Origin of the sequence: Bradyrhizobium sp. GCM10028915, assembly GCF_042666195.1 — a bacterium.
Taxonomy (GTDB): domain Bacteria; phylum Pseudomonadota; class Alphaproteobacteria; order Rhizobiales; family Xanthobacteraceae; genus Bradyrhizobium; species Bradyrhizobium canariense_D.
Genome location: NZ_JBHTFN010000021.1, coordinates 55,451 through 71,038, shown reverse-complemented (window position 1 = coordinate 71,038; position 15,588 = coordinate 55,451). Strand labels below are relative to the sequence as shown.

Below are 15,588 nucleotides of genomic sequence, written 5' to 3'. Positions count from 1 at the left end.
CTCCAGCCCGAAGGTCGCCTTCCCATTGCAAGCGTCGACGGCCGCAGGGCGGATCACTGTAAGCCCGTCCAGTCGGGATCGGCAACCCGAGAGCGAGTTGTGATTGCCTGGACAAGCCGCGGGATGAGGCATCCTGTTACCGACGCGATCACACGGTCGATGCTAGGCCAGCGGCGTCTCGTAAGTCCTTATGGGCTCCTTATGTTGTCCTGATTTTTTCCTTAAGGCCGGGCCGGCGAGCGGGGGTCCTGGCTGGCGTCTAAAGCGACAGCCACACGATCAGGCTCATGCAGGCCAAATGCGCGAGTAAGATCGCGGCGAGATGCAGCGGGCCAGCGTTGAGACGGAGCCCGCGCATCCCGCCGCCTCCGCCTAGTTCGATCCCGCGGCCGCAGCGGTGAAGCTGCGGTCGACGGCTTTGCTGACGTCGAGCTTCTTCGGCAGGATGCCGTAGCGCGTCGAGCGGTCGGAGGCTTCCTGCACCTCCTTCACGACGTTCTCATCGATCGGAATCGGGCTGGTGCGCTGTGCGGTATAGGCCGAGAGCAGCACGTCCTCCGGTAGCTTGGTCAACTCGGCCGTGCTCTTGGCATACTCGCCGAGATGATCCAGCGACCACAGCCGCGCCTTGTTCAGCCGCTGGACGAGGTCCTGCACCGCCGCACGCTTGCCAGCGATGGCGCTGTCCGAGGCGACGATAAAGGTGATGGTCGGCGTCAGGCCTTCGCCGTTGGCGATTACCCGGGCCTTGTCCTTGAGCGTCGCGAACGAGACGTAGGGCTCCCACACCGCCCAGGCATCGATCGAGCCCGCGACCAGCGCGATCTTGGCGTCGACCGGGCCGAGCGGCGCGAACGTCGCGTCCTCCAGCCTGATCTGCGCCTTCTCCAGCGTCGCGTCGATCAGGAACTGGCCCCAGCCGCCGCGCGTGCCGGCGAGGCGTTTTCCCTTGAGATCGGCCGCCGATTTGATCGGCGAATCCTGGCGCACGAGGATGGCTTGCGTCTTGGCATCCGACCTTGTGCCGCCGATCGCCTTGATCGGCGCGCCGGCCGCGTAGACGGAAAGGAATGAAAGGTCGCCGGTGCAGCCGACGTCGAGCGCGCCGGCGTTGAGCGCCTCCAGGATTGGAGCTGCCGCGGGGAATTCCGACCACTCGATCTTGTAAGGCAGATCCTTCGCGTAGCCCGAGATCTCGAGCAGCGAACGATTGCCGCCCTTCTGGTCGCCGACCCGCAGCACGACGGCATCGGCTGCGAACGACGCCGCGGCCGTCGACAGGGTGATGGCGGCGGCAAGCAGCGATGCAGCGAGCCGGCGCGCGATGGAATGATCGAGGGAGTTGATGCTCATGTGGCCTGTCTTGTTGCTTTGCCCACGACGCGTGAGCGAACGATGCAGCGAGACGATCAAGTCTATGGCCGCATGATGCGCGGTCAATGAAATGGCTAACCGTATTGCGCGCGCGATCGGCAAGGACGTTTCGGCGAGGCGCCGATTTCGAGAACGTGCGGTATGCGCCACTGATGCTGCGCAAAAATGAAGCAGGAGAGGGAGTAGCCCCGTGCTCCGTCAATCGATCCATCGGCGGAAATCCTTTCGTCGTCCTCGCACGCATCGGTGGAGAGAATGACTTCGCTTCGTGCCACATTCGAAATTCCATTTCATTGACGATACGGCGAACGCGCCGCATGATTTGCGCATCGCATCAAGGCACCGAGCAGGCGCCGGCGAAAAGATTTTCTCTCGACGAAGGTCCGCACGGAACAGGCGCAACGCAAGCTGTTGTGCCGATGGCGGAGCCGTGCCAGCGCAGGAGTGGAGACGGATGAACGACGACGACAAGCGCGACGGATCGAGGCTCGACCGGCGCCATTTGCTCCAGGCGGGATTAGCTGCGGCATTCGCTGCGCCGCTCGGTGCCTTCGGTGCGGCACAGGCCTTTGCGCCGCGGACAATCGCGCCCGGCGTCGATCTCTCGGAGTTTCCGCTGTGCCGGACTGCGTGGGATGTGCCCGCGCTCACCGGCGCGCCGCGCAAGCTCAAGCTATCCTGGAACGCGGGCGCGGTCTGTCTCGCCCCGGTGCCGGTCGCCATCGAGCACGGCTTCTTCCAGAAGCATAATCTCGACATCGAGCTCATCAATTATTCCGGTTCGACCGACCAGCTGCTCGAGGCCATCGCAACCGGCAAGAGCGATGCCGGTCTCGGCATGGCGCTGCGCTGGCTAAAGCCGCTGGAGCAGGGCTTTGACGTCAAGATTGCCGCCGGCACCCACGGTGGCTGCATGCGGGTCCTGACCCGCGCCGATTCCAGCGTGAGCAAGCTTGCCGATCTCAAGGGCAAGATCGTCGCGGTCGGTGATCTCGGCGGCCCAGACAAGAATTTCTTCTCCATTCAGCTCGCCAAGCTCGGTATCGATCCGAACAAGGATGTCGACTGGCGCGCCTATCCCGGCAACCTTCTCAACGTCGCCGTCGAGAAGGGCGAGGTGCAGGCATTCCTGTCGTCCGACCCGCTGGGTTATCTCTGGCTCAAGGACAGCCAGTACAAGGAGGTCGCCTCCAATCTCGATGGCGAGTATCGCGACAAGAGCTGCTGCATCCTCGGCCTGCGCGGCAGCCTGGTGCGCGAGGAGCCGCTGGTCGCGCGCGCCCTGACGCAGGCGCTGCTTGATGCCGCGATGTTCACCGCGCAAAATCCGTCTGTGACGGCGAAATCGTTCCAGCCTTACGCGCCGAAGACGGCGTCGCTCACGGATATCGAGGGCATGGTGCGCTACCACACTCATCACCATCACCCCGTCGGCGAAGTGCTAAAGCGCGAGCTCAAGGCCTATGCCGACGATCTCAAGAGCGTGCAGGTGTTCAAGCAGAGCACCGACACGGCCAGATTCGCGGAGCGCATCTATGTCGACGTATTCGCTGTCTGACGGCCTTGCCTCCGGCGCGCCGAGTCTCTCGCGCGCACCCTGGCTGACGAGCTGGGTCCGGGACTCCGGTGTCGGCATTCTCGCCAGCGCGGCGTGGATTGCCTTCGGCCTGTCCTGCCTGTGGTGGGAGGACGTCGGCGAGTGGTCGCGGACCCATTCGCTCGGCATTGCCGCGTTTGTCATCGCAGCGATCGCGTTGTTCGGGACGGTCGGTGCCGATTACCTCGGTTCGACGGGCCGGGCCTTGCGCCAGCGCGCGCCGTGGCTCGTCGTGCTCGGCGTTGTCCTGACCCTGTGGGAAGTCGCGACGGCAAAATTCGCCTGGCTACCGTTGCCGTTCTTTCCGCCGCCGCAATCGATCATCGAGGTCTACACCGACGATCTGCCAAAACTGCTCGACAGCGTGTTCGCCTCGGTCAAGCTCCAGCTCGGCGGCTATCTGATCGGCGCGACGGTCGGCTTCCTGACCGGCGTCTCGATCGGCTGGTCGCGCGCGGTCGGCTATTGGGTGCATCCGGTGCTGCGCTTCATCGGCCCGTTGCCGGCGACCGCCTGGCTGCCGATCGCCTTCTTCACCTTTCCGTCGAGCTGGAGCGCCTCGACCTTTCTGATCGCGCTGGCAACGGGCTTCCCGGTCACCGTGCTGACCTGGTCGGGTGTCGCGAGTGTGAGCAATGCCTATTACGACGTCGCGCGGACGCTCGGGGCAAAGCCGTCCTTCCTGGTGCTGAAGGTGGCGATCCCCGCGGCATTGCCGCACGTTTTCGTCGGCCTGTTCATGGGGCTCGGCTCGTCCTTTGCCGTGCTCGTCGTCGCCGAGATGATCGGCGTCAAGGCAGGGCTCGGCTGGTACCTGCAATGGGCGCAGGGCTGGGCCGCCTATGCCAACATGTATGCGGCGCTGATCGTGATGTCGTTGCTCTGCTCCGGCGCGATCACGCTGCTGTTTGCGATCCGCGATCGCCTGCTGGTTTGGCAAAAGGGGACCGTGAAATGGTAGCCGCAACCGCACTGGCTGACTTCGACGCTCACCCGGCGGCCGGTGCCGCGCTCGACATCGAGCAGGTCAGCCACGCCTTCGACATCGACGGCGCCGAGCTGCCGGTGCTCAGCGACGTCAGCATCTCCGTCGAGCCGGGCGAGTTCGTTGCGCTGCTCGGCCCCTCCGGCTGCGGCAAGTCCACGCTGCTGCGCCTCGTCGCAGGCCTCGACAAGCCCCGGTCCGGAACGCTGCGCGAGGACGAGGCGCGCATCACGCGACCGCACCCGTCGCGCGTCGTCGTGTTCCAGGATCCCACCTTGTTTCCCTGGCGCACGGTCTGGGACAACGTCGCGCTCGGGTTGGAGGCGCAGGGCATCTTGAAGAGCCAGCGTCACCGCGTCGATGCCGCGCTCGATCTCGTGGGGCTATCGTCCTTCCGCAATGCCTATCCGCACCAGCTCTCGGGCGGCATGGCGCAGCGCGTCGCGCTGGCCCGTGCGCTGGTCAATGATCCCAAAATCCTCATCCTCGACGAGCCGCTCGGTAAGCTCGACTCGCTGACCCGCATCACCATGCAGGCCGAGCTGGTCTCACTGTGGCAGCGCAAGGGTTTTACCACGCTGCTGGTGACGCATGACGCCGAGGAGGCGCTGGTGCTCGCCAACCGCGTCATCGTGTTCAGCGACCGCCCGGCGCGTGTGAAGGCAGACATCCGTGTCGACCGGTCCTATCCGCGCCATCGCGGCGATCCGTATCTGGTGGATTTGCGCCGCCAGATCCTTGGCCTGCTCGGATTGGACGCCACATGGTGACTTCGATCGCCAAGGGCCGCGCGGCGCATCACGAGCCCGACTACATCGCACGTGCCGAGGCGCTGGCCGAGGCTTTCGCCGCCCGCGCGGCCGAGCACGATCGCACCGGCAGCTTCCCGTTCGAGAACTTTCGCGAGCTTTCCGAAGCAGGCCTGCTGTCGCTGACGGTGCCTGCCGCCCATGGCGGGGCCGGAGCTGGCGCACGATACGCCGCCCGCGTCCTCGGCATCATCGGCAAGGCCGATCCGTCGACCGCGCTGGTGCTGTCGATGCACTACATCAACCATCTGGTGATGGCACGGAGCCCGACCTGGCCGGCGCGGCTGTCGCGCAAGCTTGCACGCGAGAGCGTCGAAGGCCTTGCGCTCGTCAATGCGCTCCGCGTCGAGCCCGAACTGGGCTCGCCTGCGCGCGGCGGCCTGCCCGCGACCATTGCACGTCGGACCGAGACCGGCTGGCGGCTCTCGGGGCACAAGATCTATTCGACGGGATCGCCGATCCTGAAATGGTATCTGGTCTGGGCGCGGACGGACGAAGCCGAGCCGCGCGTTGGACAGTTCCTGGTGCCGGCGGGCCTGCCAGGCACGCGCATCGTCGAGACATGGGATCATCACGGCCTGCGGGCCAGCGGCAGCCACGACGTCATCTTCGAGGACGTCGTGATACCCCTCGATGCCGAGATCGATGTGCGCGAGCCGGCGGACTGGCGCGCACCTGATGTGGCGCAGGCGACGGTCCACACGATCTTTGTCGCCGCGATCTATGACGGCGTTGCGCGGGCTGCACGCGACTGGCTGGTCGGGTTCCTGAAGCAGCGGGTCCCTGCCAGCTTGGGCGCGCCGCTTGCGACCTTGCCGCGGGCGCAGGAGATCCTTGGCGCGATCGAGGCGCGGCTCATCGTCAATGCACGGCTGATCGCATTCTTTGCCGGTGATTTCGATGACGGTGTCGCGCTTTCCGCGGCCGAGTCCAACGTCATCAAGCTGGCCGTCACCAATAACGCCGTCGCCGCGGTCGAGAATGCCTTGTCGCTGACCGGCAATCACGGCCTGTCCCGCGCCAATCCGCTGGAGCGGCACTATCGCGACGTCCTGTGCGGTCGCGTGCACACGCCGCAGGACGATTCCACGCGCACCGGCCTCGGCCGTGCCGCATTGGGCCTCTAGCCTGCCGCCAAAGATTCAGGGAGAACATCATGTCGGTCGAGTTCATCGGCTTTATCGCCAACAGCAATGCTTCCGAGACCATCGTACGCCAGGGCCCGGTGCTCGATGCCGCCTATATCGAGACGGTCGCGAAGGCGCATGAGCTCGCGGGTTTCGATCGTGCGCTGCTGGCGTTCCATTCGACCACGCCCGATGCGCTCCAGGTCGCACAGCATGTGCTGACCATCACCAAATCGTTGAAAGTGATGATCGCGCAGCGACCGGGCTTTACCGCGCCGACGCTGCTCGCGCGGCAGCTTGCGACGCTTGACCAACTCTATGGAGGCCGCGTCTCGCTCCACGTCATCACCGGCGGCAATGCAGCCGAGCTCAGGCAGGACGGCAATACGCTCGACGACAAGGACGAGCGTTACGCCCGCACCAGCGAGTTTCTCGACGTGGTGAAGCTGGAATGGACCAGCGAGAAGCCGTTCAACTACAGCGGAAAGTACTACAACGTCGAGAACGGTTTTTCGCAGGTGAAGCCGCTGCAGAAGGCCGGCATCTACACCTTCGTCGGTGGTGGCTCTGACGCTGCGATCGACGTCGCGGGCAAGCATGCCGACACCTTTGCGCTGTGGGGTGAATCCTATGCGCAGGTGCGCGACGTCACCTCGCGGGTTCACAATGCGGCCGTCAGGCAGGGCCGTCGGACGCCGCGCTTCAGCCTCTCGGTGCGGCCGATCATCGCTCCGACCGAGAAGCAGGCCTGGGAAAAGGCGGACGAGATTCTTGCGCGCGCCACCGCGCTCCAGGACAAGACCGGCTATCGCAAGCCCGCCGACGGCCATGCCACCGCTGGCGCGCGGCGTCTGCTCTCGCTCGCCGACCAGGGCAGCCGCATCGACAAGCGGCTGTGGACCGAGATCGCAAAGCTCACCGGCGCCAACAGCAACACCACCGCGCTGGTCGGCACGCCCGAGCAGGTCGCCGAGGTCTTCGGCGACTATTACGACCTCGGCGTCAGCCATTTCCTGATCCGCGGCTTCGATCCGCTTCCCGATGCCATCGAGTATGGCCGTGAGCTGATCCCGCTGACGCGCGAGCTGATCGCCAAGCGCCAGGCTGTTCGCGGCGAGGCGGCGGAATGATCCGTCTCATGCTGGCCGACGCGATAATGTTCGGCTGGTCGCGGACGAGCAGAGCGAAATCGACCTCTACCTTCACTGGGGTCTGATCAAGCAGAAGCTCGAGGCGGCCGAGATCGCTACTGCGCAGAGCCGGGACCCATGCCGCACAGATGCTCCCGGTGAGATAGGCCCCGGCTCAGCAGCGTACCACTGCGTGATGCGCTGCGTCCGGGGCACGAGATCTCAAAAGGCTCTCAAGCATCCGTGAAGCGGGCAGAGCGCATTCCAACCCGGCCGGATTTCGCGATGCGTTTGTTCTGCGTTTCATGCCAGCGACAGCACTCGCATTGCTATTTGCACCAACTCCCTTGCAGCACGCCCGGTGTCCTCAAAAATCATCCAGACGACCACATCGGGAGACCGGCCATGGGCCTGCAAGAAACAAAAATCGAATCGCTTCCCTTCGTCACCGCTGAACTCAATTACCTCGCGCCGGTTTCGGGCAAGCCGCGCACTTACGCCTTCGATCCACCGCCTGGCGAGCCCAAAAGCACGTCATTGCCGGAGCCGCATCAGGTACCGATCTTCGATGCCCGGCTGATCGCACAAAACATCTCGCTCGACCGCGAAGGCTTTGCGCTGGTGCGGCATCCACATCAGGTGAAGGACTTCTCTAATGAGGAGGAAATCAAGGCGGTCTACTATCCCGCCGTCGAGGCCTTCCTGCGCGCAACGCTGAAAGCCGACCGCGTCGTCATCTTCGACCATACCGTGCGCAGGCGCGTTGAGGGTGCCGCGGACATCCGCGACGGTGGCCCGCGTCAGCCGGCAACGCGCGTCCACGTCGACCAGACCGTCGTCTCAGGCGCCAACCGCGTGCGTGAACATCTGCCCGACGAGGCCGAAGAGTTGCTGAAGGGCCGCGTCCAGGTGATCAATCTGTGGCGGCCGATCCGCGGTCCCTTGCGAGATTCGCCGCTGGCGATGGCCGACGGCACGACGGTGGCGCCCGACGACCTCGTTGCCTCGGATCTGATCTATCCCAACCGTCGCGGCGAAACCTATTCGGTGAAATACAATCCGAACCATCGCTGGTTCTATTTCCCCGAGATGACACCGGACGAGGCGCTGTTGCTGAAGTGCTACGATTCCGCGACCGACGGCCGCACCCGCTTCGGGCCGCACGCCGCGTTCGTCGATCCGACCACGCCGGCCGATGCCGCGCCGCGCGAGAGCATCGAAGTTCGGACGCTCGTATTCCACAAACAGTAACAAACTGTGATGGCACTGCCTGGCGCGGCCCGGCAGTGGCTCAGGAACCCACGGGAACCGACAAACGTTTGCGCCCGGGGCAGGCCAACCCGGAGGGGTGCCGTGCGAGCGCAGACCACGTTATTTTCTTGCCTTGCTACGTTTTCGCTTTCTGCAGTTTCCTTTGCCCAGGCCGAAAGCGGGCTTGCCTCCTATTACAGTTACGGAAAAGCCGGGAAAGGTGAGCTGACCTGCGCGCACCGGACGCGTCCGTTCGGAAGCGTGCTGAGGGTGTCCTACGGCAGCCGCTCGATTCAGTGCCGCGTCAACGATCGCGGCCCCTTCATCCGCGGCCGCATCGTCGATCTCTCGGTGCCGGCTGCCAAGGCGCTGGGCATGATGAGCGCCGGCGTGGTGCGGGTCTCGGTGGAATAGACCTGCCAGCGCGCTATAGTGCCGCCCAAAGCGGGGGGCGCTATGGCCAGGATCAGGGTGGGACTTGTCGGCTGCGGCTTCGTGTCGGAGCTGCATATGTATGCGTTCCGGCGCGTCTACGGCGTGGATGTCGAGGTCGCGGCGGTCGCTGCGCGCGGCGACCATGTCGTCGAATTCGCCGGCCGCCACCAGATCCAACGGGTCTATCGCAGCTTCGCCGAGCTGATCGCAGACCGCGAGCTCGATGTCATCGACATCTGCACGCCGCCCAATCTTCATGCGGGGATGATCGTCGCCGCCATGCAGGCCGGCAAGCACGTCATCTGCGAAAAGCCGTTCGCCGGCTATTTCGGCCGCGACGGCGACCGGCAGCCGATCGGCAGGCATGTGCCGAAGGCGCTGATGTATGAGCGCGTGCTGGAAGAGATGGACGCCACGCGTGCCGCGATCGAGCGCACCGGAAAGCTCTTCATGTATGCCGAGGACTGGATCTACGCGCCGGCCGTGACCAAGACCGCGGAGATTCTGAGAGCGACCAAGGACAAAATCCTGTTCATGAAGGGCGAGGAGAGCCATTCCGGCTCGCACGCGGCCCATGCCGCGCAATGGGCGATGACCGGGGGCGGCTCGCTGATCCGGATGGGCTGCCATCCGCTCTCGGCGGTGCTGTATCTCAAGCAGGTCGAGGCCAAGGCGCGCGGTGAAACCATCCGCGTCGCCAGCGTCAGCGGCGATGTCGGCAATGTCACGGCCATCCTCAAGCCGGAGGAGCGCACCTACATCAAGGCCAATCCTGTCGACGTCGAGGATTGGGGCACGCTGACCGCGACGTTTTCGGACGGCACCAAGGCCACCGTGTTCTCCGGCGACATGATCATGGGCGGCGTGCGCAATCTGATCGAGACCTACACGTCAGGCGGCTCGCTGTTCGCCAACATCACGCCGAATAATCATCTGATGAGTTACCAGACCTCCGAGGAGAAACTCGCCTCCGTCTACATCACCGAGAAGGTCGACCGCAAAACCGGCTGGCAATATGTCTGCCTCGAAGAGGAATGGACGCGCGGCTATCTCCAGGAGATCCAGGACTTCATGGAATGCGCCGCGACGGGACGGCAGCCGCTGTCGGACCTCGCGCTGGCGTATGAGACGATCAAGGTGAACTACGCGGGATACTGGGCGGCGGAGGAGGGACGAAGGGTGGTGATGTAGGGCGTGATGAACTCACTGAGCTAGCCGCAGGCACGGTGCCAATCCTTCTCCCCTTGCGGGAGAAGGTGGCATAGGCGGCCTTCGGCCGCCGTTCTCAAGAACGCCGAAGCGTAGCTTCGGCTATAGCGCCGGATGAGGGGTTCTCTCCGCGGTTTAAAATGAGAGAGGTTTGCTCGCGGAGGCAACCCCTCACCCGTCTCGCCGTTTCGCGACGAGCCACCCTCTCCCGCAAGCAAGGGGAAAGGGTGCACCGTCGGCGCGGAGCGTAGCCTCACGTCCCGTAGGTCGAGCCCTTCGGCAGCGGAAACACCGGGTCCCGCGTCCGGATGTTCGTCGGCCACACCACCGAGATGTGTTCGCCGGCATTCTGCATCACCACCGGGGTCGAGCGCTCGTTCTGGCCGGACATCGGCGTGCCCGGCGGGAAGAATTTCACGCCATAGCCCTGGATCGTGCCGCCGGCTGGAATGTCGACGTCGAGCGCGGCCTTGCGAATGGCCTCGGGCTCGAAGCTGCCGTACTTCTCCTTGGCGACCGGCAGCACGTTGTTGAGCAAGATCCAGGTCTGGTTGAAACCCATCGAGCAATGCGGCGGCACGTCGGTGGCGCTGGTCTTGGCCTGGTAGCGCGAGACCATGGTCTTGGTCAGGTCGCCGATTCCAGGCGCGAGCTTGGAGGCATCGAGCAGTTGCGCCGGCACCGGATCGATGTTGCAGAAATTGTCGATGTCGGGGCCGAAGGTCGCGCGCAGCTTGTCGAGCTGGCTGTAGCCGGCGCCCGCGCCGAACAGCATCTTGAAGCGCAATCCGCTCTCGCGGGCCTGGCGCAGGAACAGGGTGATGTCGGGGTTGTAGCCGGCGTGCGAGATCACATCGACCTTGGCGCGCTTGAGCTTGGTCACGAGCACCGAGAGATCGGGCGCGGAAGCCGAATAGCCTTCGCGCATCACCACCTGGATGCCCGCCTGCTTGGCATAGGCCTCGTCGGCCGCCGCGACGCCGACGCCGTAAGGGCCGTCCTCGTGGATCAGCGCGACCTTGACGTCCTTCGGGTCCATGCCGAGCTTGCCTTGCGCGTGCTCGGCGACGAAGCCCGCGAAGGCCTGGCCGTACTGATCGGAATGGATCTGCGCGCGAAACACATATTGCAGGTTCTTGTCCTTGAACACGGCGGTCGAGACCGCGGTGGTGATCCAGAGGATCTTCTTCTGCTGCTCGACCTTCGCCGCCATCGGCACCGCATGCGCGCTGGAATAGACGCCGTTGATGATGTCGATCTTTTCCTGGCTGATCAGCCGCTCGGCCTCGTTGATGGCGACGTCGGCCTTGCTCTGAGAGTCCGCCGCGACCGGCACGATCTTGGTCTTGCCGCCGATGCCGCCCTTTTCGTTGACGAGGTCGATGGCGATCTGCGCGCCGACCGAGGAGGCGACCGAGCCGCCGGCGGCAAACGGACCGGTGAGGTCGTAGATCAAGCCGATGCGCAAATTCTCGGCTTGCGCCTGGGCCCGTGTCCAATCGAGGCTGAGTGCGGCGGCGGCAGCCGCCGAGCTCTTCAGCAGCTGCCTGCGTGAAGTGGGCATACTATCCTCCCTCAAAGATCGTCTTATGATTTAGTCTTGTTATTCTTTTTCGAAGTATGGGGAGCGGGGCGGCGGAAAGTCAACATGGCGAAAGTCGGGGTCCGGTCTCCGCGACGCAGAACGCAATTGCGAAATGGGTGATGAGCGCGCCCGTTACTGTTTCAAGCGACGGGCAAGATAGCCAGCGGTCTTCCCGCCGGCCGCGGCGACCTCTCGCGGCGTCCCCGACGACACGATACGGCCGCCTTCCTCGCCGGCGCCGGGACCGAGGTCGATGATCCAGTCGCTATGAGAGACGACATCCATGTCGTGCTCGACCACGACCACGCTGTTGCCGGCGTCCACGATGCGCTCGAGTTGGGCGATCAGCCGCTCGACATCCCTGGGATGAAGACCGGTGGTCGGCTCGTCCAGGACATAGAGCGTGTGACCGCGTTGCGGCCGCATGAGCTCGGTCGCAAGCTTGATGCGCTGGGCTTCCCCGCCCGACAATTCGGTGGCGGACTGACCGAGACGAATATAGCCGAGCCCGACCTCGCGGACGACCGATAGCGACCGGTTGAGGGTTGGATCTTCGTGGAAGAATTCGAAGGCTTCGTCGACGCGCATCGCCAGCACATCCGCGATGGATTTTCCGCGGATCTTCACCTCCAGCGTCTTGTCATTGTAGCGCGCGCCCTTGCAGGTCGGGCAGGGTGCGTAGACGCTGGGCAGGAACAGCAGCTCGACGCAGACAAATCCTTCGCCTTCGCAGGTGCTGCATCGGCCCTTCGCGACATTGAAGGAAAAGCGCCCGGCATCGTAGCGGCGGGACTTTGCCTGCGGCGTCACGGCGAACAGCTTCCGGACGTGGTCGAACAGGCCGGTATAGGTTGCAAGGTTGGATCGCGGCGTGCGGCCGATCGGCCTCTGATCCACCACGACGAGACGATCGACCTGGTCGAGGCCGGCGACGATCTCGCCGCCCAATGTCTCGACCGTGGGTGCCAGGCTATCGTCGTCCGCGTCCGCAGCCCGTGCATGGCCGAGATGCTCCGCCATGGCATCGACGAGGAATTGGCTGATCAGGCTCGATTTGCCGGAGCCCGACACGCCGGTCACGCTGGCGAGAACGCCGAGCGGGATATCGACGTCGAGGCCGCGGAGATTATTCCGGGTCACACCCCGGACTTTCAGATGCGCCTTCGGCTGGCGGCGGACCATCGGCAGCGGCTTTCGTGGATGCGCGAGATAATGGGCGGTTCGCGATTGCGCGACCTGCCCGAGTCCTGAGGGCGGTCCGCTATAGAGGATGTTCCCGCCGCCTTCGCCGGCATCAGGCCCGACATCCACCAGCCAGTCGGCATGCTTGATCACCTCGATCTCGTGCTCGACCACGAAGATCGAATTGCCCGCGTGTTTCAGCCGGTCCAGCGCCCGCAGCAGCGCCTCGGTGTCGGCAGGATGCAGACCCGCCGACGGTTCGTCGAGCACGTAGACGACGCCGAACAGGTTGGAGCGGACCTGTGTCGCAAGCCGCAGCCGCTGCAACTCGCCCGGCGACAGCGTTGGCGTGCTGCGCTCGCAGGCGAGATAGCCGAGGCCGAGGTCGAGCAGGACGGCCAGCCGCGCCGACAGATCCTCGCAGATGCGCCTGGCGACGATGGTTTTCTCCGATGCTCCGACGGTCGAAGTCTCCGCGAAAGGGTTCATCACCGCCTGCAGCTTCTTGAGCGGCAGATGAGACATCTCGGCGATATCAAGTCCGGCGAATTTGACCTTGAGTGCCTCGGGCTTCAATCGCGTGCCATGGCAGGTCGGGCAGTCCTGGGTGATCATGAATTGCGCGACGCGGCGCTTCATCATCGCACTCTCGGACTTGGCAAAGGTCTGCATCACGTAGCGCTTGGCGCCGGTGAACGTGCCCTGATAGCTCGGCTCCTCCTTGCGGCGCAGGGCCCGTTTGACCTCGGCCAAGTCGTAACCGGCATAGACCGGAACGGTCGGCTGCTCCTCCGTGAACAGGATCCAGTCGCGGTCCTTCCTGGGCAGCTCACGCCAGGGCTTGTCCACGTCGTAGCCCAGCGTGGTCAGGATGTCCCGGAGGTTCTGCCCCTGCCAGGCACTCGGCCACGCCGCGACGGCGCGCTCGCGAATGGTGAGGGTGTCGTCGGGCACCATGGACTTCTCGGTGACGTCGAGCATCCTGCCGATACCGTGACAGGTCGGGCAGGCTCCTTCCGGCGTGTTCGGCGAGAACGATTCCGCATAGAGCATCCTTTGTCCGCGCGGGTATTCGCCGGCACGGGAATAGAGCATCCTGAGCAGGTTCGAGATGGTCGTCACGCTGCCCACGGACGACCTCGTCGTCGGCGCGCCGCGCTGCTGCTGGAGCGCTACGGCGGGCGGCAGGCCTTCGATGTCGTCCACCTCAGGGATCTGCATCTGGTGGAAGAGGCGCCGCGCGTAAGGCGACACCGATTCCAGATATCGCCGTTGCGCCTCGGCGTAGACCGTTCCGAAGGCGAGCGAGGATTTTCCGGAGCCCGACACGCCGGTGAACACGACGAGGGCGTTGCGCGGAATACTGACGTCGACGTCCCTGAGGTTGTGCTCACGCGCACCTCGTACGCGAACGAAGCCGTCGTCTTGCATCAGGCCATCGGGGTGTCTTGATCGGTCGTCCATCTCGCTGCTCCGGCCCACGCATGGGAGATAACGGCAGGATCGCAGGATGGGTCCACAGATGCCAGCGCATCGGTTGCGTTCTGCACAAAGCGAAGGCCCGCCGCGATTGAAGCGACGGGCCATGCAAGGGCGATGGGGCGCTCGGGACGGGCCCCTGGTGCCCAGCCCGGCGTGTTACTGCGACAGCTTCACGAAGCTCGGAAACTTCAGCTTGCCCTCCGCGATCTTCTCGGGCCAGACCACGACCTGCTTGGAGTCCTGCCACTGGAAGACCAGACCGGATACGGTCGTGGGACCCGACTTGATGCCGTGGGTGAACTCGTCGTCCTTGCCGTAGAACTGGATGCGGCCGATCGTACCCTCGTAGTCGGTCTTTTCAAGCTCAGCGACCATCTTGTCCGGATCGGTCGAGCCGGCGCGCTTGATCGCCTCCGTGATGAAGTAGACTTCGTCATAGGCGGTGTAGCCGGTGTAGGCCGGCGGCGAGCCGAACTTGGCCTTGAAGGCGGCTGCGAACGGCTTCGTCTTGGAGGTCACGGCGACGTCGGGTGTTGCGACCGCCAGCGACGGCACGCCGTCAGCGGCGCCATTGGTGTCCTTCCAGAAGGTCGGGCTCAGCGCCTGCGCGCTGATACCGAACATCGGGATCGGCACCTGCTGGTTCTTCCACTGCACCGTCGGCTGCACGCCGACATGCGAGATGCCGGTGACGATCACGTCCGGCTTCTTGGCCTCGATATTGTTGAAGATCGGCGTGAAGTCGGTGGTATCGGGCGAGAACCGCACGTGCTCGACGACCTTGAGGCCTGCTTTCGGAAGACAGGCTTCGTAGCCGACGTCGAGCGGCTTGGTCCAGGCGGCGTCCTCGCTCATGATCGCGGCCGTCTTGAACTTGAGCTTGTCGACCAGCAGATCCTTGGCGGCGTCGCAGACGAGCTGCGCTTGTGCGGCCGAGGTCAGATAGCCGTGGAAGGTGTATTTGTTCTTTTCGTAGTCGTTATGAATCGCCTTGGTGATCTCGTTCGAGGCCGCGCCGGGGGTGATCAGCGGCATCTTCAGCCGCGCTGCCCAGGGCTCGAGCGCCAGCACGACCTCGCTGATATAGCTCGCGATCACGGCGGAGACCTTGTCCTCGCTCACCGCGCGCTGGAACGCGCGCACCGAGTCCGCCGAGGAGCTCTTGTTGTCGTAGGTCACGATCTCGATCTTGCGGCCGAGAATGCCACCCTTGGCGTTGATCTCGTCGGCGGCGATCTGCGCGCCGCCGGGCGTCGCGGCACCAGCGATCGACTGCACCTCGGCGATGACGCCGATCTTGATAGGATCGTTCGACTGCGCATAGGCGGGAGCAGCAAGGCACAGCGCCAGCGCGGAGGCGAGGAGGAAGCTGCCGCTCAAACTCTTCGATGGTCGCATGGTCGTTTCCTTTTGCTTGTTTTG

The 15,588-nt window shown here is 64.5% G+C and carries 12 protein-coding genes; 8 read left to right on the top strand and 4 right to left on the bottom strand.

What is annotated here, in order from left to right; all coding sequences use genetic code 11:
- Positions 1 to 372 precede the first annotated feature (372 nt).
- Positions 373 to 1,353 carry an ABC transporter substrate-binding protein gene (locus ACFQX9_RS12175; RefSeq protein ID WP_085350306.1) on the bottom strand — a complete coding sequence of 327 codons (981 nt, stop codon included), beginning with the start codon at positions 1,351 to 1,353 and terminating at the stop codon, positions 373 to 375.
- A gap of 475 nt (positions 1,354 to 1,828) precedes the next feature.
- On the opposite strand from ACFQX9_RS12175, the gene ACFQX9_RS12170 reads away from it, so the two are divergent.
- The 8 genes from ACFQX9_RS12170 to ACFQX9_RS12135 all read left to right on the top strand — a co-directional run bounded on the left by ACFQX9_RS12170 (position 1,829) and on the right by ACFQX9_RS12135 (position 9,899).
- Entirely contained in the window at positions 1,829 to 2,932 is a 1,104-nt protein-coding gene (locus tag ACFQX9_RS12170; protein WP_377788682.1) for an ABC transporter substrate-binding protein, read from the top strand.
- Positions 2,910 to 3,932: an ABC transporter permease gene (locus tag ACFQX9_RS12165; protein ID WP_085385146.1), complete on the top strand. Its 1,023-nt coding sequence runs from the start codon at positions 2,910 to 2,912 to the stop codon at positions 3,930 to 3,932. The genes ACFQX9_RS12170 and ACFQX9_RS12165 overlap by 23 nt, the downstream gene beginning before the upstream one ends.
- Positions 3,926 to 4,726 carry an ABC transporter ATP-binding protein gene (locus tag ACFQX9_RS12160; protein WP_018457482.1) on the top strand — a complete coding sequence of 267 codons (801 nt, stop codon included), beginning with the start codon at positions 3,926 to 3,928 and terminating at the stop codon, positions 4,724 to 4,726. Before ACFQX9_RS12165 ends, ACFQX9_RS12160 begins: the two co-directional genes overlap by 7 nt.
- A complete protein-coding gene (locus ACFQX9_RS12155; protein WP_377788680.1) occupies positions 4,720 to 5,892 on the top strand; it encodes an acyl-CoA dehydrogenase family protein in 1,173 nt (390 codons plus the stop codon). Before ACFQX9_RS12160 ends, ACFQX9_RS12155 begins: the two co-directional genes overlap by 7 nt.
- 29 nt (positions 5,893 to 5,921) lie before the next feature.
- Complete coding sequence (locus ACFQX9_RS12150; protein WP_085360719.1) at positions 5,922 to 7,022, top strand: LLM class flavin-dependent oxidoreductase; 1,101 nt, start codon at positions 5,922 to 5,924, stop codon at positions 7,020 to 7,022.
- 405 nt (positions 7,023 to 7,427) lie between these two features.
- Positions 7,428 to 8,273 carry a CmcJ/NvfI family oxidoreductase gene (locus ACFQX9_RS12145; RefSeq protein ID WP_377788677.1) on the top strand — a complete coding sequence of 282 codons (846 nt, stop codon included), beginning with the start codon at positions 7,428 to 7,430 and terminating at the stop codon, positions 8,271 to 8,273.
- A gap of 102 nt (positions 8,274 to 8,375) precedes the next feature.
- Positions 8,376 to 8,687, top strand: coding sequence for a septal ring lytic transglycosylase RlpA family protein (locus tag ACFQX9_RS12140; RefSeq protein WP_026233379.1), 312 nt, complete (start codon positions 8,376 to 8,378; stop codon positions 8,685 to 8,687).
- A gap of 42 nt (positions 8,688 to 8,729) precedes the next feature.
- Positions 8,730 to 9,899, top strand: a complete 1,170-nt coding sequence (locus ACFQX9_RS12135; protein WP_377788675.1) for a Gfo/Idh/MocA family protein — start codon at positions 8,730 to 8,732, stop codon at positions 9,897 to 9,899.
- A 271-nt stretch (positions 9,900 to 10,170) separates the two neighbouring features.
- Here ACFQX9_RS12135 and ACFQX9_RS12130 read toward each other — a convergent pair whose 3' ends face one another.
- From ACFQX9_RS12130 to ACFQX9_RS12120, 3 genes are all read right to left on the bottom strand, one after another.
- On the bottom strand, positions 10,171 to 11,481 hold the full coding sequence (locus ACFQX9_RS12130) for an ABC transporter substrate-binding protein (protein ID WP_018457488.1): 1,311 nt from the start codon (positions 11,479 to 11,481) through the stop codon (positions 10,171 to 10,173).
- A 153-nt stretch (positions 11,482 to 11,634) separates the two neighbouring features.
- On the bottom strand, positions 11,635 to 14,148 hold the full coding sequence (uvrA, locus tag ACFQX9_RS12125; RefSeq protein ID WP_377788673.1) for an excinuclease ABC subunit UvrA: 2,514 nt from the start codon (positions 14,146 to 14,148) through the stop codon (positions 11,635 to 11,637).
- 174 nt (positions 14,149 to 14,322) lie between these two features.
- Positions 14,323 to 15,564 (bottom strand): ABC transporter substrate-binding protein, encoded by a 1,242-nt coding sequence (locus tag ACFQX9_RS12120; RefSeq protein ID WP_247368912.1) that lies wholly within the window; start codon positions 15,562 to 15,564, stop codon positions 14,323 to 14,325.
- Positions 15,565 to 15,588 lie beyond the last annotated feature (24 nt).